Source organism: Streptococcus sp. HN38, from assembly GCF_028335765.1.
Classification (GTDB): Bacteria; Bacillota; Bacilli; order Lactobacillales; family Streptococcaceae; genus Streptococcus; species Streptococcus suis_P.
The window spans coordinates 2,036,582-2,051,546 of sequence record NZ_CP116604.1 but is presented as its reverse complement, the minus strand read 5'-3'; the positions used below and the strand labels follow the sequence as shown (position 1 = coordinate 2,051,546).

Annotated in this window: 16 protein-coding genes and 1 pseudogene; 13 read left to right on the top strand and 4 right to left on the bottom strand. The window is 38.7% G+C overall.

What is annotated here, in order from left to right:
- The first annotated feature begins 14 nt into the window (after nucleotides 1-14).
- The 11 genes and pseudogenes from PHA78_RS09980 to nusB all read left to right on the top strand — a co-directional run bounded on the left by PHA78_RS09980 (nucleotide 15) and on the right by nusB (nucleotide 8,344).
- Nucleotides 15-1,103, top strand: a complete 1,089-nt coding sequence (locus PHA78_RS09980) for a hypothetical protein (protein WP_024376412.1) — start codon at nucleotides 15-17, stop codon at nucleotides 1,101-1,103.
- 12 nt (nucleotides 1,104-1,115) lie between these two features.
- Nucleotides 1,116-1,463, top strand: coding sequence for a hypothetical protein (locus PHA78_RS09975; RefSeq protein ID WP_024376411.1), 348 nt, complete (start codon nucleotides 1,116-1,118; stop codon nucleotides 1,461-1,463).
- A 131-nt stretch (nucleotides 1,464-1,594) separates the two neighbouring features.
- Nucleotides 1,595-2,941, top strand: coding sequence for a DUF1266 domain-containing protein (locus tag PHA78_RS09970; protein ID WP_207560313.1), 1,347 nt, complete (start codon nucleotides 1,595-1,597; stop codon nucleotides 2,939-2,941).
- Nucleotides 2,942-3,054: 113 nt separating this feature from the next.
- Entirely contained in the window at nucleotides 3,055-3,909 is an 855-nt protein-coding gene (locus PHA78_RS09965) for a DNA adenine methylase (RefSeq protein WP_029176691.1), read from the top strand.
- Entirely contained in the window at nucleotides 3,899-4,705 is an 807-nt protein-coding gene (locus PHA78_RS09960) for a DNA-methyltransferase (RefSeq protein WP_032498267.1), read from the top strand. Before PHA78_RS09965 ends, PHA78_RS09960 begins: the two co-directional genes overlap by 11 nt.
- Before the next feature lie 25 nt (nucleotides 4,706-4,730).
- Nucleotides 4,731-5,558: a type II restriction endonuclease gene (locus PHA78_RS09955; RefSeq protein ID WP_217451689.1), complete on the top strand. Its 828-nt coding sequence runs from the start codon at nucleotides 4,731-4,733 to the stop codon at nucleotides 5,556-5,558.
- A gap of 27 nt (nucleotides 5,559-5,585) precedes the next feature.
- A pseudogene (locus tag PHA78_RS09950) lies at nucleotides 5,586-5,705 on the top strand (DNA cytosine methyltransferase); the annotation flags it as partial.
- Nucleotides 5,706-5,831: 126 nt separating this feature from the next.
- Nucleotides 5,832-6,893 carry a M24 family metallopeptidase gene (locus PHA78_RS09945; RefSeq protein ID WP_024376409.1) on the top strand — a complete coding sequence of 354 codons (1,062 nt, stop codon included), beginning with the start codon at nucleotides 5,832-5,834 and terminating at the stop codon, nucleotides 6,891-6,893.
- 64 nt (nucleotides 6,894-6,957) lie between these two features.
- On the top strand, nucleotides 6,958-7,515 hold the full coding sequence (gene efp, locus PHA78_RS09940) for an elongation factor P (protein ID WP_002942436.1): 558 nt from the start codon (nucleotides 6,958-6,960) through the stop codon (nucleotides 7,513-7,515).
- 27 nt (nucleotides 7,516-7,542) lie between these two features.
- Entirely contained in the window at nucleotides 7,543-7,935 is a 393-nt protein-coding gene (locus tag PHA78_RS09935; protein WP_024376408.1) for an Asp23/Gls24 family envelope stress response protein, read from the top strand.
- Nucleotides 7,925-8,344 carry a transcription antitermination factor NusB gene (gene nusB / locus PHA78_RS09930; protein ID WP_024380426.1) on the top strand — a complete coding sequence of 140 codons (420 nt, stop codon included), beginning with the start codon at nucleotides 7,925-7,927 and terminating at the stop codon, nucleotides 8,342-8,344. Before PHA78_RS09935 ends, nusB begins: the two co-directional genes overlap by 11 nt.
- A gap of 78 nt (nucleotides 8,345-8,422) precedes the next feature.
- On the opposite strand, the gene PHA78_RS09925 is transcribed toward nusB, so the two are convergent.
- A complete protein-coding gene (locus PHA78_RS09925; protein WP_002938271.1) occupies nucleotides 8,423-9,388 on the bottom strand; it encodes a LacI family DNA-binding transcriptional regulator in 966 nt (321 codons plus the stop codon).
- Nucleotides 9,369-10,823, bottom strand: coding sequence for a sucrose-6-phosphate hydrolase (locus PHA78_RS09920; RefSeq protein WP_272158566.1), 1,455 nt, complete (start codon nucleotides 10,821-10,823; stop codon nucleotides 9,369-9,371). Before PHA78_RS09920 ends, PHA78_RS09925 begins: the two co-directional genes overlap by 20 nt.
- A 206-nt stretch (nucleotides 10,824-11,029) precedes the next feature.
- On the opposite strand from PHA78_RS09920, the gene PHA78_RS09915 reads away from it, so the two are divergent.
- Both PHA78_RS09915 and scrK read left to right on the top strand, forming a co-directional pair.
- Nucleotides 11,030-12,937 (top strand): sucrose-specific PTS transporter subunit IIBC, encoded by a 1,908-nt coding sequence (locus tag PHA78_RS09915; RefSeq protein ID WP_272158107.1) that lies wholly within the window; start codon nucleotides 11,030-11,032, stop codon nucleotides 12,935-12,937.
- Between the two features lie 127 nt (nucleotides 12,938-13,064).
- Entirely contained in the window at nucleotides 13,065-13,946 is an 882-nt protein-coding gene (scrK, locus tag PHA78_RS09910; protein WP_024376404.1) for a fructokinase ScrK, read from the top strand.
- Nucleotides 13,947-13,987: 41 nt separating this feature from the next.
- Here scrK and PHA78_RS09905 read toward each other — a convergent pair whose 3' ends face one another.
- Both PHA78_RS09905 and PHA78_RS12620 read right to left on the bottom strand, forming a co-directional pair.
- Nucleotides 13,988-14,308, bottom strand: coding sequence for a hypothetical protein (locus tag PHA78_RS09905; protein WP_099831366.1), 321 nt, complete (start codon nucleotides 14,306-14,308; stop codon nucleotides 13,988-13,990).
- 81 nt (nucleotides 14,309-14,389) lie between these two features.
- A complete protein-coding gene (locus PHA78_RS12620; RefSeq protein ID WP_367648823.1) occupies nucleotides 14,390-14,521 on the bottom strand; it encodes a hypothetical protein in 132 nt (43 codons plus the stop codon).
- Nucleotides 14,522-14,965: the final 444 nt, after the last annotated feature.

Below are 14,965 nucleotides of genomic sequence, written 5' to 3'. Positions count from 1 at the left end.
CTATAGGAGAACATATGAAAAAGAATTTTTTAAAATTGTTGGTGGCAATATCAACGTTAAGTCTAGTAGCTTGTGGTCAGACGGATCAGACTGGTCAAGTGAACCAAGAAACCTCTAGTAGTACACAAAAGGTCACGGAAAGCTCAAGTACAACGAAGAGTGAGAAAGTAGTCAGCAGCCCAGATGATTTTCCTCGTGTAGATGAACATACTGAAATTGATGCTGAAGCAAAGCAAGCTGTAAAAGACTATGTAGGATTTTATTCAGGAATAGTTGACATTCCGTCAGCTGAAACAAGTCATGCTCCCGATGATAATTTGACCGTATTTTATAAGATTGATTTTGCAATCAACGAAGATGGTAGCTATGAATTGTATCTAGAGCGAGATGTTCCTGGAAGTCAAATAGGGCATTTGTATGTCACAAAAGACAATCAAATGAATGCTAAACTAAAGGTTGGGGAACTTCATCAAGGTAAGTTCGAACTAGAATATGGACAACTGTTGCTTTCAGAAGGTCCTAGCCTAACTCAAGGTTTTCTTGGAGAAGATGGAGAATTACTGCCAATGTATGGCTTTTATGGCAGTGATACACCAACAAACTATCTTGGTGTAACAGATAATGATGAAATTGTTGTAAAAGACGGTAAAGTACAGGCTACCTTTTACTTATCTGCTTATACCGACAAAGCAACTGTCATTGACCTTGAAAAACAAACAACAAGACCAACATCATTGAAGTACAGTACAGAACAGATTAGCCAATATTCAGCGGAACATTACAAAGAATTGGGGATGGCGTCTGAAGTGACCTATCAGTACAATACAGTAAATGAGTTTCTACAGGCACTCAGATTGAGTCATACGACTCAGAAAAAAACGTTAGAAAAAATAAAAGTTGTTGATGGTAGTAGTCTGACTGGCTATTATACTTCTGATAATAAGGAAATTAAAAATATCAAGTTTGCGATATTCGATGGGATATCTAACTCTTACTATGTTTATACGGGAGATAAGGTTTATCAACTCGAAAATGAACACGAAGCCAAAGAAATAAAAGTTATACCTGAACTCATTGATTACATTAGTTACTCTGTAGGTTAAAAGGAGAGTAGGATGAAAAAATTATTAACCCTTATTTTAACGAGCGTCACCGTATTTTTCTTAGTTGCTTGCGGTGCTAAAAATGATAATGGAACCTATACCTATTCAAGGGAAAAAGACGGCACTACTTACACAGTAATTATCAAAATTGAAAATAATACTGGGACCCTTACGTTTGAAGAAAAAAGGGAAGATGGTCAAACTCAATCTGAGGAACAAGGACTGACTGTCGATCAAGAAAGAAAAACGCTAACAGCAGAAAATGATAATTCGACCGTGGATTATGAAATTGTTGATGGGGTCCTAACATTAGACACTCTTGATTCAACTTTAGCAAATGCAGAGTTTACCAAAGAATAAACGTAAATACTCTGTTCCATTTGTCAGAAAAGTCGCTCTAGCGGCTTTTTTGTCTGATTTTTTCTACGCTTGATAAGCTAGTACAAATCAGATATAATATAAAAAATAAGTTACTTAACAAGGAGACCTCCATGCAATCGGAATACGTTTTATTGTGCAGTCCATACAGATACAGTTCAGTTTTTGCCAATTCAGTCAATAGACAATTTATCGAAAAAGAACTAATGAGTGTCGTCATGCCAGGTGTCAATATGATGACCAGAGGCCTGTTGCGAACCATGTTAGAAACAAACTATGGAATTACAGATTATTCAAGTTTAAAAGAAGAAATTGATAAGCTTGAAGATGGTCGTTATCATGCTTTAGAAGATGTTTCGTCATTTATTGATGGAATAGCCAATCCTGATGTAAAAGACTTTTACTTTTCTTTAAATTCATTAACAGGTTCTCAACTAATCAAAGGCTTTGACGACTGCCGTATAATTGATGTCTTGACGAAATCGTATGCTGCTCGCTTGATTACTAAAGAAGAATTTGAGGAACTGTTTACCAAGCAAACAGAGCGTATCAAAAATAGTTATCAGACTTGGGAACAATACCTAGCATCTTGTGTAATGGGAAAATTACTTCAGTATGTTCCTAGCTCAGAAACGATTACAAGCGTTGAGGAATATGTGGTAGATGTTTATTCTTTTTGTATTGCACCGACGAATGTCTTTTCTTATGGTACTTTTTGGGCAAATCATGAGTTAGCCAACTTGACAGCTTTGTTAGAAAACTTCTTACCTGAAGAAATTGTTAAAGAGTTAAAATCAAGGCAAGATCGTGTGGATTATAAGGGTGAGATTCCGGGACTTACTGCGCCTTCAAATGATTTGCTTGCTTCCCTAGAAGGAACCTCTATAGACCCAACTTTTATCGATTATGAACGCTATCAGTACCTGAGCGAACTTGCAGATTACGTTTTTTGGACTCCCCTTATTGAGAATAATCTTGAATGGATGATTGCAGAAAAAAACTTGCAAGAACAAGATACAATTCTTTTACCAAAGGAGTATGCAAGTCTTTATTCGGCTAGAGTATTTTGGTATCATTATCCAAGCCACAAGGAGTTGCATGAAGAACATATTTTTGCCATGTTTGAAGGAACTCTAAGTTTAAATCTTATCTTTACAGAGGAAGCTGTCTACACCTTTAAGAAGAAATTGTTCGGCAAACCAGCACTTGTCAGAATCCCTTGGGAACAAGTTGAGTTAAGCTCCTCACTTAATTTATGGATGGAAGAAAGTAAAATTCATTTTGGCAAAAAGACAATCTCTAATGTCAGTCCAGTTTTAAGCGAAATCGGCCTAAATAGTAAGGCTATTGACGACCTAGATTCTCAAGAAAGGAAAGCTCTTGAAAATGAATGGCAACAAAAAATGAATCAATTTTTAGAGGGTATTCCTCAACGGATTCGTGAATTTAAAGGGAAATGAGAAGAAACTCTTAATGCTGTTTTGAAAAGTCGCTCTAGCGGCTTTTTTGCATGTTGGAGGCTATTCCACTTCAATTAATCAAACATATTTAGAGATATGGTATAATATAAACGATGATACAATTACAACGAACTCAACCAACTTTACAACCTTTTACAAAATGGACTGGTGGGAAGCGACAACTGCTTCCGGTTATAAAATCTCTTATGCCAGACAATTATAATAGTTACTTTGAACCATTCATTGGTGGTGGGGCGGTATTTTTCGAACTCATTCCGAAAAAAGCAATTATCAATGATTTCAATAGTGAGCTTATCAACTGTTATCGTCAAATAAAAGATAATCCCCAAAAACTCATTGAGTTACTAACTAAACATCAAGAAAATAACTCTAAAGAGTATTACTTAGAATTACGTGCTGTCGATAGAGATAATAGGATTAATAAAATGACTGATGTTGAGCGTGCTGCACGTATTATGTATATGTTGCGAGTGAATTTTAATGGCTTGTATCGTGTTAATTCTAAAAATCAGTTCAATGTACCTTATGGTCGCTATAAAAATCCTAAGATTGTTGATAGTGAGTTAATTTTATCTATTTCTCAATATCTAAATAAAAATAATATTGAGATTTTGACGGGGGATTTCGAAAAAGCTGTTGAAGATGTAGGTGCTGGAGATTTTGTTTATTTTGACCCACCGTATATACCTCTTTCAGAAACAAGTGCCTTTACATCTTATACTCATGAAGGTTTTTCCTATGAAGAACAAGTTAGATTGCGTGATGTTTTTAGAAAACTAGATAAGAAAGGTGCCTATGTAATGCTATCCAATTCATCTAGTCCGTTAGTAGAAGAATTGTATAAAGGTTTTAATATTCATAAAGTAGAAGCCATTAGGACTAATGGGGCGAAAGCATCAAGTCGAGGAAAAATATCAGAATTTATCGTAACTAATTATGACAAATAACGAATATAAGTATGGAGGGGTTATTATGACGAAACCATACTATCATAAAGAGAATTCCATACTTGTTCATGCGGACACTTTTGAGTTTTTGTCTAAAATGAAACCTGAGAGTATGGATATGATTTTTGCAGATCCGCCGTACTTTTTGAGTAATGGTGGAATATCTAATTCAGGTGGTCAAGTTGTATCAGTTGATAAAGGTGAGTGGGATAAAGTTTCCTCACTTGAAGAAAAGCACAACTTTAATCGACGCTGGATTCAGTTAGCTAAAAAAGTTTTGAAACCCAATGGGACGATTTGGATCTCAGGTAGTTTCCACAATATTTATTCAGTTGGAATGGCTTTAGAACAAGAAGGTTTCAAAATTCTGAATAATATTACATGGCAGAAAACGAATCCTGCACCCAATTTATCCTGTCGTTACTTTACGCATTCAACCGAAACAATTCTTTGGGCAAGAAAAAACTATAAGAAGGCTCGTCACTATTATAACTATGATTTGATGAAAGAGTTAAACGATGGAAAACAGATGAAAGATGTCTGGACTGGTGGATTAACAGCAAAATCAGAGAAATGGGCTGGAAAGCATCCAACCCAAAAACCAGAATATCTTTTAGAGCGAATAATATTAGCTAGCACAAAAGAAAATGACTACATTCTAGATCCTTTTGTTGGTAGCGGAACGACAGGAGTTGTAGCGAAGCGATTAGGTAGAAGATTCATTGGAATAGATGCCGAACGAGATTACTTAAAAATAGCGAAAACGAGATTGGAGAAAGAAAGTGGAAAAAAATAGAGACTTTGAAAAATGGTTGTCTACCATGACAGACACTATAGCGGATTGGACTTATTATACAGATTTTCCAAAAGTCTATGATAATGTGGAAAGTATAAAAATTCCTCTCAATATTCTGAATAGTCTTATTGGTAGCAAAAATATACAACAAGATTTTTTAGATTTGTACCAAAATTATCCAGAAGTTTTGAAAGTTATACCAATCCTTATTGCGAAACGTTTGAAAGATACAATTATTGTTAAAGACCCTATAAAAGATTTTTATTTTGACTTTCGTAAGCCAAACTATAGTATTGAAGAATATGCTATGTTTTTGGAAAAGTCAGGGATTTTTGATTTACTCGAGAAGCATATTATATCAAATCTAGTGGACTACGTTACAGGAGTCGAAGTCGGCATGGATACTAACGGTAGGAAGAACCGTACTGGACATGCTATGGAAAATATTGTGCAAAATTATCTAGAGGCGGCTGGTTATGTTTTAGGTAAAACTCTATTCAAGGAAGTCTATCAAAATAAGATTGAGGAACTCTTCTCAGTTGATTTATCCGCCATCACTAATGAGGGAAATACAGCCAAACGATTTGACTTTGTTATCAAGCATAATTCAACTATTTATTTGATCGAGGTTAATTTTTACTCAAGTGGTGGATCGAAATTAAATGAAACAGCACGTTCATATAAGATGATTGCAGAAGAAGCGAAGACAATTCCTAATGTGGAATTTATGTGGTTTACTGACGGAAAAGGTTGGCATAAGGCTAAGAAAAATTTACAAGAAACTTTTGAGGTTTTGCCTCACTTGTATAATACTAACGATTTAAAAAATGATATTTTAAAGACTTTAAAATAGTTTAGGCAATGATTAAATTTTCCCTAAAAATTAGCCGAAGGCTCTAGTGTAGACGTATCCGATAAAATGCGTATGTTCTTTATGGGAAATGCTCTCGTAACTGAAATCGTACGAAAAATTGGAGAGTATATAAAAGTATTGGATTAGTGAAAGATTCCATTTCTCTGTGACATACTTAAAACAGTCGCTCTAGCGGCTTTTTTGTCTGCTGAAAATAATTGGTAAATCCTAGTATTTCTGCTATAATAGTTTAAAAATCATTGGAGGAACAGAATGCAAAAAAGACTTGGGAAATTTGAAGCAAAATTAACTCAATCAACTGTTGATGGAATCTTGGTGACTGGTCAAAACAATATTTACTACCTAACTGGTTTTTGGGGAACTGAGGCGACTGTCTTCATTAGTGGCAAGCGTCGCTTGTTTGTAACTGATTCGCGTTATACCTTGATAGCTAAGGCATCAGTAAAAGGTTTTGATATTATCGAGAGCCGTTTTGCCCTTGAAGAGATTGCAAAGGTGATTAAGGAAGATGGGCTTGAAACCATTGGTTTTGATAGCCAGGTGACCTATGGTTTCTATCAAAGTCTGACCAGCATTTTTGAGGGTTATCAACTAGTTGCCATGTCCAACTTTATCGAAGACTTGCGCATGATTAAGGATGAGAAAGAAATTGCAACCATTCGCCGTGCGTGTCAGATTTCAGATCAGGCTTTTATTGATGTTCTTGACTTTATCAAGCCAGGTCAGACGACTGAGATGGACGTCAATCATTTCCTTGACCACCGCATGCGTCAACTCGGTGCAGAAGGGGCATCATTTGAGTTCATCGTGGCATCTGGCTACCGCTCTGCTATGCCTCATGGAAGAGCGTCTGAAAAGGTTATCCAAGCTGGTGAGACCTTGACACTTGACTTTGGTTGCTACTACCAGCATTATGTCAGCGATATGACGCGGACTATTCATATCGGTCATGTGACAGACCAAGAGCGTGAGATTTACGATGTCGTTTTGCGTGCCAATAAGGCTTTGATTGAGCAGGCCAAGGAAGGTGTGACCTATCGCGAGTTTGACGCTATTCCTCGTGAGATTATCAATGCGGCGGATTACGGAGCCAACTTCACTCATGGAATTGGCCACGGAATCGGCTTGGATATTCATGAGTATCCATATTTTGGAAAATCTGACGAGACTATCAAGGCAGGTATGGTCTTGACGGATGAGCCTGGTATCTATTTAGATGACAAATATGGTGTCCGTATCGAAGATGACCTATTGATTACGGAAACAGGTTGTGAAGTCTTGACATTAGCTCCAAAAGAATTGATTGTGATTTGAGAAAATTGTCAGTTTGTGGTAAAATAAAACGAATAAATAAAATTTTGAAGAGGTATTCAATACAATGATTGAAGCAAGTAAACTTAGAGCAGGTATGACCTTCGAAGCTGAAGGTAAATTGATTAAAGTTTTGGATGCAAGCCACCACAAACCAGGTAAAGGAAACACCATCATGCGTATGAAATTGCGTGATGTACGTACAGGTTCAACCTTCGATACAACTTACCGTCCAGATGAAAAATTTGAACAAGCTATTATCGAAACAGTTCCAGCACAGTACCTTTATCAAATGGATGACACTGCTTATTTCATGAATACTGAGACTTACGATCAGTATGAAATTCCAGTAGCGACTATCAAAGAAGAATTGCTCTATATCTTGGAGAATTCCGATGTGAAGATCCAGTTCTACGGAACAGAAGTGATCGGTGTTACTGTACCAACAACTGTTGAATTGGTCGTTGCAGAAACACAACCATCTATCAAAGGTGCGACTGTTACAGGTTCAGGTAAACCAGCTACGATGGAAACAGGTCTTGTAGTCAACGTACCAGACTTTATCGAAGCAGGTCAAAAACTCGTTATCAACACAGCTGAAGGAACTTACGTATCACGTGCTTAATCGTTTCCTCTTAAGAAAGGAGAGCCTATGACAACAGAATATCAAGGCGAGATTGTTATTGCACCTCGCGTCCTTGAAGTAATTACAGGCATTGCTGCAGCGAAAGTTGATGGAGTACATTCCCTTCAAAATAAGCGTGTAGCAGACAGTTGGTCAAAAACATCGTTAAATAAAGGTGTTTATCTTGAAACTGACGAGGAAGGTCGAGTGACTGCGGATATTTACGTCTATCTAGAATATGGTGTAAATGTTCCTGCTGTATCAATGGACATCCAGCGTGCAGTCAAGACAGCAGTTTACAACTATGCAGAAGTTCAAGTGGTTGCGGTTAATATCCATGTCAGCGGCATTGTTCCTGATAAAACACCAAAACCAGCATTGAAAGATTTATTCGGAGAGGATTTCCTTGATGAAGAATAATAGACATGCCCTGCGTAAGTGTGCTTTGCAGGCAATCGTATCACTTGAATTTGGTCAAGAACCTGTTCAGGCAGCTCAGTTTTCTTATCTTTATGATAGAGAGGAAGAGCAAGAAGGAGTTGAAATTCCGCTCTTTCTCCTTAACCTTGTCAATGGTGTAGCAGACTATTGTGATGACTTGGATAAGGAGTTATCTAGCCGATTAAAAGCAGGATGGACCTTAGACCGTTTAACCTTGATTGACAAGAATATCATGCGACTAGGTCTATTTGAAATCTTACATTTCGAAGAAACGCCAGACCGCGTTGCTGTTAACGAGGCTATTGAATTGGCTAAAGAATTTTCTGATGAATCTTCAGCTAAGTTTATCAATGGAGTTTTGAGCCAGTTTATTAAAGAAGAAGCTTGATGAGCTTCTTTTTTACTTGAGAAATAAGAGAATGTATCACAAAAAGCTGCACCTAATTTTTATTAGGTGCAGCTTTTTTTATATACTAGCTCCTGCTAGTAGGCTAATCGGCAGGATATAGTCTGTTTTTGTCAGTTTTTTTCCTTCGATTTTATCAACTAATAGTTCAACCAGCAGGCGAGCTATTTCGGTTAATGGTTGCTTGATGGTTGTCAGTTGAGGGTAGTAGTTTTCGATGAAACTGGTTCCATCATAACCAATCAATTTAATATCTTCTGGAATAGACAGTTTCATTGAACGAATGACGTTCCATACCAGCATAGCCGTTGCATCGCCAGATACAAAGATACCATCTGGTTTTTGCTTTTCAAGAATGGCTCGGATTTCCATCTCCTTGCGCACAGGTGAGAAATCACTGGAGATATGAAAAACTTCGGCTTTGTTCAAAATAGATGTGAAACCTACTTGGCGAAGGCCGGTAGGTGAATTGGAATCATCGTTCCCCGTAATCATTAATGGATTGTGACATCCCGCTTTTTGTAAGGTTTGGGCAGCTAATACCCCGCCAGCAAAATTATCGGAAGAGACAATGGGAATGGAAGGAGAGAGGTTGCGGTCAAAAGCGATAATTGGAGCTACGACACGGTCGTAGTCTTGGATACCGAGATTGTGACTGCCCGAGATAATCCCATCTACTTGGTTAGCTGCTAACATTTCTAGATATTCACGTTCCTTATCGGACTCGTGCTGGCTATTGCAAATAATGGTTTTATAGCCTCGATCAAAAAGCTCTTTTTCTAAATGGCTAATCAATTCAGAATAAAAAATATTGTTTATTGTTGGGAAGATAAGACCAACTAATTTTGCAGATTTACCTTGCAAACTACGAGCTAAATTATTAGGTTTGTAGCCCAGTTCACGCATAGCCTCTTCGACATTGCGAATGGTTTTTTCAGATAGGTATCCTTTTTTATTGATAACGCGCGAGACAGTTGTTGGGCTGACCCCAGCTAACTGTGCGACATCAGTTAGTTTTGCGACCATAATCTAAATGGTAGTAGGTTCCGGTCGGATTACCAGTCGTAATGACGATACCAGACTGATCCGCATCAGGGAAGACACGACCAGAAAATACTTTCTCTCCTTTATTGATAAAGATTTCAAAGACAGATTTGTCGATGAAGATATTGGCTGTGAGAGCTCCTGGAGAAATCTCGCAAGAGCGACTTGTACCGAAATCGAGTGCGAATGGCTGGCCACAGTTGCCGCGGTCCAATGTAATCTGGCCTTGCTCAGTGTCCACAGACAAGACCAAGCCTTTTTCTGCTTCATTTGCGAACAATACGATTTCATGCTTCGTGCCCGCTGAAAAATCAAGTTCCAATTCGTAAACATTATTGGTTTCTTTTTGGGCTGAAAATGGCTGAGCTTCTTTACGAAGACTGGTAATCGCATCGACTGGATATTGGTAGAGCTTACCGTCCTTGATGGTTAATTCTTTAACCAATGACAGACAGCCTTGGTAGTCATAAGCATCGGTTGGGTATTCCACATCTGGAAGTGCCAACCAGCTAACAGATAAAGTCCGCCCGTCTGGTGCATTAAAGGCCTGGGTTGCATAGCACTCAAAACCATAGTCCAGATTGATCAATTCGCTCGGTTCGACAATGCTTGCTGTTTCAGGATCGAAACTCTGACCAATCTTGTACATATTTGGATAGATATTGCCATAGTCCAATACCTCTTTGTCTAAGCCTTGTGGACAGTAGAGGAGAATTGGTTGCTCACCGACAAAAGCAATATTTGGACATTCCATCATATAAGCAGTCAAGTCGTTGGCAAAATCTAAATCGCCGACCAAGGTCCAGTTGAGGTAGTCATTGTTTTCAGCCTTGTAAAGTTTGACAATTCCTTTTTTATCCAGATTTTGTCCACCGACAATGGCATAATATTGACCTTTGTAGTTGAAGATTTGTGGATCACGGAAATGGTCTGTCGTATCTTCTGGCTGGTCAATCAAGATTTTATCGATCTTTTCAATCTTTCCGTCCTTATCCATCAAGGCACCGATTTGGTAAGGGTGGCGGATCCAATTTTCATCACGGACATTTCCTGTATAGAAGAGGAAGAGTTTGTCACCAAATTCCATAGCAGAACCTGAGTAGGCACCGTGGCTATCAAGTGGTGTATCGGGATACATAACCGTACCAGTTTCTTCAAAGTGAACCAGGTCTGTCGATTCAGTATGAACCCATGATTTTAAGCCGTGTGCAGCACCGAATGGGAAGTACTGGTAGAAGAGAGTCCATTTCCCGTTGAAATATGAAAAGCCGTTTGGATCGTTTAACAGACCGTGTGGAGTTTCAATATGAAAGTTGGTTCTCCAAGGGGAACTTTCGGTGTTATTCTTGATTTTTTCAATGTATTCAGGTGTCCAGTCAGCGTAAGCTCTGTAACGTTCTTCAGTGGTAAAAGCCATACTATCTCCAATTTTATCTAACATTTCAATTATTATAGTAAACGTTTTCTTATTAAAAATCAAGCTTTTTACCATTGTTTTAATAATTTTTTAAAAAATTCTGCAAAACGTTTGACATATTTTGTAAAAGTGATATAATTAAACCATCGAAAGCGTGAAAACACTTTCAAAAAAACAAATAATATTTATAAGGAGATTTTTGCAAGATGAACAATACAGAAATTGCAAAAAAAGTCATTGACGCCCTTGGCGGACGTGAGAACGTACGCAGTGTTGCCCACTGTGCGACTCGCCTCCGTGTCATGGTTGTTGATGAAGGAAAAATCGACAAGGATACAGTCGAAGACATCGAAAAAGTACAAGGTGCTTTCTTTAACTCTGGTCAATACCAAATCATCTTTGGTACTGGTACAGTAAACAAAATTTACGATGAAGTCGTTGCCCTTGGTTTGCCAACAGCAACAACTGGTGAGCAAAAAGCGGAAGCAGCGAAACAAGGTAATGCTTTCCAACGTGCAATCCGTACCTTCGGTGACGTATTCGTTCCAATCATTCCTGCTATCGTAGCAACTGGTCTTTTCATGGGTCTTCGTGGTCTTTTGACACAAGAAGCAATTATGGGAGCACTTGGTGTTACAGAATGGAACGCTGACTTCATCACTTATACTCAAATCTTAACAGATACAGCCTTCATCATCTTGCCAGCCTTGGTTGTATGGTCAACTTTCCGTGTATTCGGTGGTAACCAAACAATCGGTCTTGTTCTTGGTATGATGTTGATTTCTGGTTCATTGCCAAACGCTTGGGCAGTTGCTTCAGGTGGCGATGTGACTCCACAAATCTTCTTTGGCTTCATTCCAGTTGTTGGTTTGCAAGGTTCAGTCTTGCCAGCCTTCATCATCGGTATCGTTGGTGCCCAGTTTGAAAAAGCAGTCCGTAAGGTTGTTCCAGAAGTACTTGATCTCTTGGTAACTCCGTTCATTACCCTCTTGGTGATGTCTATCCTTGGTCTCTTTGTGATTGGTCCAGTTTTCCACGTTGTTGAAAACTACATCTTGTTGGCAACACAAGCAATCTTGAGCTTGCCATTTGGTTTGGGTGGTCTCCTTATCGGTGGTGTTCACCAAATCATCGTGGTATCAGGTGTTCACCATATCTTCAACTTGCTTGAGTCACAATTGGTAGCAAACACAGGAGTTAACCCATTCAACGCCATCATCACTGCAGCGATGACAGCACAAGGTGCTGCTACAGTAGCGGTTGGTGTAAAAACTAAGAACCCTAAATTGAAAGCTCTTGCTTTCCCAGCAGCTCTTGCAGCCTTCCTCGGTATTACTGAGCCAGCTATCTTCGGTGTCAACTTGCGTTTCCGTAAGCCATTCTTCTTGTCATTGGCAGCTGGTGCCCTTGGTGGTGCGGTAGCATCTCTTCTTGGTCTTGCAGGTACTGGTTTCGGTATCACTATCATCCCAGGTACACTTCTTTATGTAAACGGTCAATTGCCACAATACTTGCTCATGGTAGCAATCTCATTTGCAGCAGGTTTTGCTTTGACTTACCTCTTCGGTTATGAAGATGAGGAGAAAGACATAAAAAAGCCTAGCGCTTCAGCACAAGAAACAGCAAAAACGCTTGAAGAAGCAGAAACAGGACTTGTAGCTGAAGAAACTCTTGTATCTCCACTTTCAGGTGATGTTGTTGCCCTTGAAAATGTAAATGACCCAGTCTTCTCATCAGGAGCTATGGGTAAAGGTTTGGCAGTTAAGCCAACTGAAGGTGTTGTTTACGCACCGGCAGATGCAGAAGTAACCATTGCTTTTGAAACAGGTCACGCTTATGGCTTGAAAACAGCTTCAGGTGCTGAAATCTTGATCCATATCGGTATTGATACAGTATCAATGAACGGTAACGGTTTTGAGAAATTGGTTGCGGCTGGCGACAAGGTTAAAGCTGGTACGCCACTTGCTAAATTCGATGCAGCTAAAATTGCTGAAGCAGGTCTTGATGATACAACGATGATTATCGTGACAAACACTGCAGACTTCACAGAAGTTTCACCACTTGCTGAAGGTACAATCGCTCATGGTGCGGACTTCTTGAAAGTTGCTAAGTAATCTTATATAAAATCGATTTGTAGAGTCTGCCTCTACTACATAATTAACAGGAAAAAGGCTTTCAGCCTTTTTCTTCTGTTTGCTTATATGTTATAATAAAAGTGATAAAAATTTTGGAGACAATCAAATGACAAAATTATATGGTAGCTTAGAAGCTGGTGGTACAAAGTTTGTTTGTGCAGTAGGTGATGAGAACTTTCAAGTTGTTGAAAAAACGCAATTTCCAACGACAACTCCTTATGAAACGATTGAGAGAACGGTTGAATTCTTCAAGCGCTATGAAGATCGTTTGGCAGGTATTGCGATAGGTTCTTTCGGTCCAATTGATATTGATCAAAACTCACAGACTTATGGTCATATCACTTCGACACCAAAACCACACTGGTCAAATATTGATTTACTTGGTCTGATTGCTAAGGAATTTAACATTCCATTCTACTTCACGACAGATGTGAATTCATCAGCTTTTGGTGAAACATTGGTTCGTAAAGGGGTAAAGAGTTTAGTTTACTATACAATCGGTACAGGTATTGGTGCAGGTGCTATTCAGAATGGTGAGTTTATCGGTGGCTTGGGTCATACCGAAGCGGGTCATACTTACGTTGCCTTACACCCTTACGATGTAAAACATGAATTTAAAGGAATGTGTCCATTCCACAATGGGTGTTTGGAAGGCTTAGCTGCAGGTCCTTCTCTTGAAGGTCGTACAGGTGTTCGCGGAGAATTAATTGAACTTAATTCAGAAGTGTGGGATGTTCAAGCCTATTATATTGCTCAGGCAGCAGTACAGGCAACCTTGCTTTATCGTCCGCAAGTGATTGTATTTGGTGGTGGGGTTATGGCTCAAGAGCACATGCTTAATCGTGTACGTGAGAAGTTTGTCGGTTTGATGAACGATTATCTCCCAACACCAGATGTCAAAGAATATATCGTAACGCCAGCTGTTGCTGAAAATGGTTCTGCAACTCTTGGGAACTTTGCTTTGGCAAAACAGGTATCAGAAAAGTAACATAAAAAGTTAGGGACTAGAAATAATCCCTAACTTTTTTCTTATTCTGTAAAGATACTAGTTCTATAATCAGGCTCTTGAGTTTCTGTAATGGAGAGAGCAGTATACATATTTTCAGAACGAAATTCAACTGCTTGTAGGCTTGGAACTACCTTGTCTAGAATGTCAGAGTAGTCTTGTAATGTTTGGAAAGGTGAATAAGTAACTCCCCAATCCGCTATTTGGTAGTAAGCACGTTTATCTTTGCTTTCTGTATATTGGAGCGGGAAAAATAAGGTGCTGCCATCTTCAAAGTGAGCTAGGAGTGTATTGATGTTTTCTTCTCGTCCCTGTATATCAGAAGTAATGGTTTTGTCGGCCATGGGGACAAGGCTGATCATTTTACTACTAGCCAATTTGTGGTCTGCGGGGGTGGGAGTGAAACAGTCTGGGGATAGACTGTTTCAGCTCAACAACTTAAAACGAAAAATTGTTGACGAACTCTTTTTTGACCAGACGAGTTCTTTCCCGCTCCCTTTCTTTTTGCCTTTTCCGACCAAACTTATTCCTAGAACTAGAAGAAGTCCCCCTCCAATCGTTAATAGATTGATCCCGGTCTCCCCTGTAGCTGGAAGAATCCCAAATATTTTTTAGGTTCGGTCTTGTAGATGAGATAGATTGTTTGATTCTCCGTAGCTATTTCTTTGGAAGGTGAGACAGTTTTCGGCTTAGATAAGACAGAATCCTTCTCTGAACTTGTTAGTTCATCTTGTGCAATATATTGATATTGAACAGATACCGTCGATGCATATAGGAGGCTGGCTTCCCCATAGGCCACTCACTATGGCTACTGTAGTACTAGACATGGCTAGTTGTTTAAGAGCGATTTTCTTGGTATACATTTTCCTCTCCTTTTTAAATATTTACTTGTACAATCAGATTATACTACTTGTACGAAGAAAAAAATGCCAAATCGTTCACATTTTTGGGGCAATAGTGCATATTTTTTTAAAATTTTAAATGGTATATTTTTACTAGAG